A 6,323-nucleotide genomic window follows, 5' to 3' on the forward strand; every position below is an offset into this window, starting at 1 on the left:
GAGAACCGCATGGAACCGACGCTCTACCTTTTCTTCGACGGCACATGCTTCGAGGCCATGTCCCGCTACGCGGACGTGCTCGGCGGCGAGGTTCGCGACGTCACCCGGAACGCCGATGCGCCGGACGCCGAAAGCCGCATGCCCGGCGGCGACGAGCTGGTGATGAACATGCGCGTCCGGCTCGGCCGCACCACGATCATGGCCTCGGACGCACCGGCGGGCATGTACCAGCCGCCGCAGGGCGTGCGCGTGCAGATCGCCCCCGGCTCGCGCGCCGAGTTCGACCGGGTGTTCGCGGCGCTGTCCGACGGTGCCCGGTCCATCGACATGGCGCCCGCCAGGACCTTCTGGGCCGAGCGTTTCGCCATGTTCACCGACAGGTACGGCACGCCCTGGATGCTGAACTTCCAGGGCGCCGACCGCTCGGCCGAGGCGGCCTGAATTCGGCCGTGACCGCGGTGGCGCCGCACCCGGCCGCGGCCCGGCGCGTGCAGGGCCGCCAGCGGAAAGAAGCGGGCGCCGAACGAGGACGCGGCAGGGATCATCTGCCGCCGCTTCCGGCCTGATCCCGAGGACGGCGGATTCTCCGCCCGGCGGCCGGCGGGTGCCGGCCGGGCGGCCCGCCGGCCTTGGCTGCCGGACGCGCGGCGGTCTCCGGCGCCATCGGACAGGCGAAGCAGCCTTGCTTGCGGGATTGGACAAGACCGGATGAGGCAGGTCATCGGCGACCGGTACGGGCCGCCGGCGGCAGTGCCCGTTTCGGCTGGAATGTCGGTCAGAACGAAGTGGCGGAGGCGACGGGCCTGACGTCGAACGCTCTTTTGTGGATGCCGCTCGGCTTGCAGGGAAATTCTGATCGTCTGGACATGTGATCGAGTGCGTACTTTTGTCAGGCCTGCAAGTGCGGCTGACTGGTACCGCTGGCCGGAATGCCACCAGGCACGGCGGCTGCTCCGCCACCAGGCACGGCGGCGATCATGGCGGGCGGAATCATCTGGATCATGGCAAATCTCCAGACGAGGATGATGTGAGCAACAGGGGGGCAATCGAGTGCATTGGCTGGCACAACACGCGCTTATCGTTCTTGGCGTACTCGTGACCACACTCGCCGTGATCTTCGTGCTTCAGCAGCGCCGCACCGCACAATCGACGGCGGCCTGGGTGCTGTTTATTGTTGTTGTGCCCTATGTCGCGATCCCCCTTTTTCTGATGCTGGGCTTCCGGAAGCAGGGGACACGCTTCCCTCCCGTTTCGCTGTCGATGCCTGTCGCGGGCAGCATAGCTGACAGCCGGGGTGCCCTGTCGCTTGCAAAACTCGGTGCACTGCCAGCAACCAAGGGCAACAAATTCACGTTGCACGACAGCGCCCAGTCCGCAAACGAGGCGCTTCAGGAAACGATTGAGTCTGCGAACGATTCTCTGGACGTCATTTTCTACATCGTTGCGCCCGACCAGACTGGAAAGAATTTTGTCGATCGACTGACCGAAAAGGCACGCGCCGGTGTCAAGGTCCGACTGAACCTCGATCGCCTCGGATCGCTGAAGAGGCCGCGTGCCGAACTCAAGGAACTCCAATCGGCAGGGGGCGAGGTGCGCTACTTCTCTCCATTCATACATCCCCCCGATAACGGGCATATGAACCTGAGAAATCACAGAAAACTTGTCGTCGCCGACCGAGCCAGGGTCTGGTCGGGGGGGCGCAACATTGGCGATCACTACCTCGGTCCGAAAGGACGCACCTGGACCGATCTGAGCTTTTGCGTGTCGGGACCGGCTGTGCAACCGTTCATGGATGTATTCGCGTCTGACTGGGATGTGACCGGCAAAGCTGTAACGGGTGCCGTACGACATCAAGATGGGATGCCCGGCGGGGCGGTCTTGCAGGTGATACCGTCCGGGCCCGACGAACCCGGCGACACTCTGTACCTGGCGTTGCTCACGATGATCCACCGTGCACGCCGCCGCGTGTGGATATCGACACCATACTTTGTTCCCACCGAACCGTTGCAGCTTGCCTTGTCCACGGCAGTCCGGAAAGGGCTCGATGTCCGCATCATGGTGCCTGAGCGGTCGAACCAGCCCACCACAGACTTTGCGCGCGGATCTTTCTTGCGACACTTGCAGGAGATCGGGGCATCCGTTCTTCGACACCAGGGCGGTATGCTGCACGCCAAGTCCGGTTTGATCGACGATACGGGTTGGGTCGGCTCCGCCAATTTCGACATGCGGTCGCTACTGTTGAATTTCGAAATCGCGATGTTCTGCCACGACAAGGACAGCAACAGCCGTCTCGAGTCATGGTTCCAGGCACAGTTCGAAATCTGCGAGCCCGGCGTCGCCGGCGCGAGCCTGCCACGCAGAGTTGTCGAGGGGGTTTTCCGGCTCGGTGCGCCGGTACTGTGAACGCCACAGCCACCAGGCAAGCCGTAACTTCGTGAACGGGCGAACCTGGAGAATCCGTAATTTGTGCCGGACCTGACCCATCCCTAATATCGCCGCAGGACCAGCGGGGAAACATGGTGGATTCGGAAACATCCGTAATCGTTCTGCAGGGGGGCGGCGCTCTCGGGGCGTACCAGGGGGGCGCGGTCGAGGCGCTCACTGCGGCCGGCCGTCCGATCGATTGGGTCGCCGGGATCTCCATCGGTGCCATCAACTCGGCCCTGATAGCCGGAAACACCCCCGATACGCGGGTCAAGGCGCTGCGGTCATTCTGGGAAGGCGTATCGTCATCGTCTGCCGCGGACGGACCTCTTTTCAGTGGCCTGTCGCGCGGCTGGCTGAATGATCTGAGCGCCGCCGGAACCACCGTTTCCGGTGTGCCGGGCTTCTTCAGGCTCCGTCTGCCGCCCGCGGTCATCATGCCGCCGGGAACCGCGGCCGCGCGCAGTTTCTATGATACCTCGCCGCTTCGCGAAACCCTGCTCAAGCTTGTCGATTTCGATCTCATCAACGACGGAGGCGTCCGCCTGAGCCTCGGCGCGGTCAACGTCGAGACCGGCAACATGACCTGGTTCGACAGCACCGAAACCCGGATCCGGCCAGAGCACATCATGGCCTCGGGCGCCTTGCCGCCGGGCTTTCCCGCGATCGAGATCGACGGCGCGCACTACTGGGACGGCGGGCTCGTCTCGAACACGCCGCTGCAGTACGTCCTGGACGAAGAGATGCCCGCGGAAGACATGTGCGTCTTCCAGATCGATCTGTTCAGCGCACGCGGGGCGCTGCCGTCTTCGGTCTGGACGTCGGAAGCGCGCGAAAAGGACATCCGCTTTTCCAGCCGGACACGTTACAACACGGACATGATGCGGCGTCTGCACGAAACGAGGGTCGCCGCGCGGCGCCTTTTCGAAAAGCTGCCGCCGGAGCTGAAGGCCGATCCGGATGCCAGGGCGCTGAGAACTGGCTACACCGAGGCACGCATCACCATCGCGCATCTGATCTATCGTCAGAACCGGTACGAGCATCAGTCGAAGGACTACGAGTTCTCCCGCCGCTCGATGCTGGATCACTGGGCGGCGGGCGCCAAGGACGTCGAGTTGACCCTGTCTCACCCCGAATGGAAAGCGCGGCACGACGCGTCCGAGCGCGTCCAGGTTTTCGACCTGACCGAATGACCCGGCGCAGAACACCCTTGCCGCTTTTTATCGAACTGCTTCCCGCGCGCCGAGGGTCCCCGGTGCGTCTGGCGCAAGCCGTTCTGGTTGCGGCCCACGTGCGTCCTGCCGGGCTCGGTACTATCGTCGTAACGACCTCAATCGACGCCGTTCCGGATGCGTCGACGATCTTGTCTGTGGAAGGACCGGTGAACACGACGCCGGCCAACCGCGACGGGATGATCGCAAGCGCCAACGCTTGTTCGGTGGCCTGCCCTGCGTCAGTGGCGCCGCGATCAGCGTCACTCCTGTCCTCCGGCGGACTCCGCATCACTCCGATCCGGACGACGACTTCGAAGACCCGGTCGAGCCGGGTGAAACCGAAAGAAGGCGCCGATGTTCTCTAGCCTGCTTGCGACCCAGCCGTTCCTCGTGAAACTGGCGATATTCTGCGTGGCGGCCGCGCTGTTCTGGTTTGCCGTGGTCGTGGCCCGCACCCGGTATCTGAGGAAGGTCGGCGACCCACACGCGCGCAGAACCATCAGACGCACCGTCGACCTTGCGCTACTCGCGATCATCGCCATTGCCGCGGCCTTCACCTTCTCGCAAAGACTCGGCGGCCTGGCCTTGTCGCTCGGCGTGGCTGGCGCCGCGGTCGCGTTTGCGCTGCAACAGGTATTGGCCAGCGGCGTCGCTTTCATCCAGATCATGACCAACCGCGTCTACCGCACCGGGGATCGCGTGAAGGTCGGGGGCGTGATCGGAGATGTGATCCAGATCAACGTGTTTCTCACGACACTGATGGAGATCCGCGGCGACTGGGTAGACGGGGACCAGTACACCGGCCGGGTCGTGCGTGTTCCGAACGCGGCGATCTATCAGCAACCGGTCTTCAACTACAGCGCCGACTACGAGTTCCTTTGGGACGAACTGAAGGTTCCTGTCCGCTATGGCGGCGACCGGAAACTCGCCGTCCAGATCATGATGGATGCCGTTTCACCTCTGGTCGCGCAGGCCACCGAGACGATGAAACGGGAGTGGCATCAATTGAAAGAGGACTATGCCATCGAGGATGCGAGTCTGGAGCCTCAAGTATTCCTCGTCGCCAACGACAACTGGCTGGAATACTCCATCCGCTACCTTGTCGACTACAAACAGCGCCGTTCCACGAAATCGGCGCTGTGTGAGGCGATCGTGGCTGCCTTCGAGGCCCATTCCGAAAAGGTCGGATTTGCCTCCGGAACCTACGACATCGTCGGGCTGCCGCCCCTGAAGGTCGATCTGGTATCATCTCGTGCGGGAGAGAAGACATGAAAGCAACCGATGTGGTCAGGAACGCTTTCGCGATGCCACTGACCAGCCCGTCCTATCCCAAGGGCCCCTATCGTTTCGTCAATCGCGAGTTCTTCATCGTGACCTACCGAACCGACATTGACGCGCTGCGCGCCGTCGTGCCGGAACCGCTGCAGGTCATCGAACCTGTCGTGAAGTACGAATTCATCCGCATGCCGGACAGCACCGGATTCGGCGACTACACCGAAACGGGCCAGGCTGTCCCTGTCGAGTTCGATGGACGCAAGGGCGGCTATGTTCACGCGATGTTCCTGAACGACGACAGCCCGATCTCCGGCGGGCGCGAAATCTGGGGGTTCCCGAAGAAGCTGGGAGAACCGCGGATGCGGGTGGAGAAGGATACCCTCGTAGGAACGCTCGACGTCGGATCCGTTCAGGTCGCCAGTGCGACGATGGGATACAAGCACCGCGCGCTCGACCATGTCAAAGTCGCGAGGACACTGGCCGCCCCAAGCTGGCTGCTCAAGATCATCCCCGATGTCGATTGCGCCCGGCCCCGCATCTGCGAGCTTGTCGAGTACTGCCTCGAAGACGTCACAGTCAAAGGCGCCTGGGAAGGCCCTGCGGGCTGGAACTGCATTCTCATGCTCTCGCGCCGCTGAGCGACCTGCCGGTGCGTGAGGTCTTGTCTGCAGTACATGTCGTGACGGATCTGACGCTGGGGCTGGGCAAGGTCGTTCACGACTACCTCGATCCGCGGGAGTAGCGGTGCAGTGTAATCAAATCGACAAGAGGACCAATCAATGAACCTGAACGGCAAATCCTGCATTGTTACCGGCGCCGCGCGCGGGATCGGCGCCCAGATCGCAAAGCGCTTCGTCGCAAGTGGCGCGAGGGTCGCAATTGCCGATCTTCACCTGAGCGACGCGGACGCGACGGCGAAGGATCTGACCGACATTGGTCCCGGCGCCGCCATGGGGGTCGAGATGAACGTGACCGACGAGGCCGCGGTCAACGCGGGGGTAATCAAGGTGGTTGATGCATGGGGCAGCATCGACGTTCTGGTTTCGAACGCCGGCATCCAGATCGTGCACGAGCTTCAGGACTTTCCCTTCGAAGACTGGAAGAAACTGCTGTCGATCCACCTTGACGGAGCGTTTCTGACGTCCAAAGCGTGCCTGCCGCACATGTACAAAAAGGGATCGGGCTCGGTCATCTTCATGGGTTCGGTCCATTCAAAGGAAGCCTCGCCGCTGAAGTCGGCCTACGTCACGGCCAAGCACGGGCTTCTCGGCCTGGCCCGCGTGATTTCGAAAGAGGGTGCAAGGCATGGCGTCCGAGATGCCGTAATGGGCGAGTCGCTCCCGGACCCGGCGTTGTGCTGCGGTGTCGGCCATGAGCCGGCTATCGTCCTGTCACGGCCGACCGTCCCGG

General features: G+C 63.1%; 7 protein-coding genes. All 7 read left to right on the forward strand.

The window, feature by feature from the left end:
* Window positions 1–9: 9 nt before the first annotated feature.
* Complete coding sequence (locus GE300_RS15760; RefSeq protein WP_154447776.1) at window positions 10–441, forward strand: VOC family protein; 432 nt, start codon at window positions 10–12, stop codon at window positions 439–441.
* Window positions 442–1,050: 609 nt separating this feature from the next.
* On the forward strand, window positions 1,051–2,403 hold the full coding sequence (locus GE300_RS15765) for a phospholipase D-like domain-containing protein (protein WP_325063266.1): 1,353 nt from the start codon (window positions 1,051–1,053) through the stop codon (window positions 2,401–2,403).
* Between the two features lie 113 nt (window positions 2,404–2,516).
* Window positions 2,517–3,617: a DUF3734 domain-containing protein gene (locus GE300_RS15770; RefSeq protein ID WP_154447778.1), complete on the forward strand. Its 1,101-nt coding sequence runs from the start codon at window positions 2,517–2,519 to the stop codon at window positions 3,615–3,617.
* A gap of 375 nt (window positions 3,618–3,992) precedes the next feature.
* Window positions 3,993–4,910: a mechanosensitive ion channel domain-containing protein gene (locus GE300_RS15775; RefSeq protein ID WP_154447780.1), complete on the forward strand. Its 918-nt coding sequence runs from the start codon at window positions 3,993–3,995 to the stop codon at window positions 4,908–4,910.
* Window positions 4,907–5,551 carry an acetoacetate decarboxylase gene (locus GE300_RS15780; RefSeq protein WP_267905460.1) on the forward strand — a complete coding sequence of 215 codons (645 nt, stop codon included), beginning with the start codon at window positions 4,907–4,909 and terminating at the stop codon, window positions 5,549–5,551. Before GE300_RS15775 ends, GE300_RS15780 begins: the two co-directional genes overlap by 4 nt.
* Complete coding sequence (locus tag GE300_RS23600) at window positions 5,548–5,655, forward strand: hypothetical protein (protein WP_325063268.1); 108 nt, start codon at window positions 5,548–5,550, stop codon at window positions 5,653–5,655. The genes GE300_RS15780 and GE300_RS23600 overlap by 4 nt, the downstream gene beginning before the upstream one ends.
* Before the next feature lie 37 nt (window positions 5,656–5,692).
* Window positions 5,693–6,323: SDR family NAD(P)-dependent oxidoreductase (locus tag GE300_RS15785; protein WP_154447782.1), on the forward strand; the 631-nt coding region annotated here is incomplete at its 3' end.

This window comes from Halovulum marinum (genome assembly GCF_009697225.1).
Taxonomy (GTDB): domain Bacteria; phylum Pseudomonadota; class Alphaproteobacteria; order Rhodobacterales; family Rhodobacteraceae; genus Halovulum; species Halovulum marinum.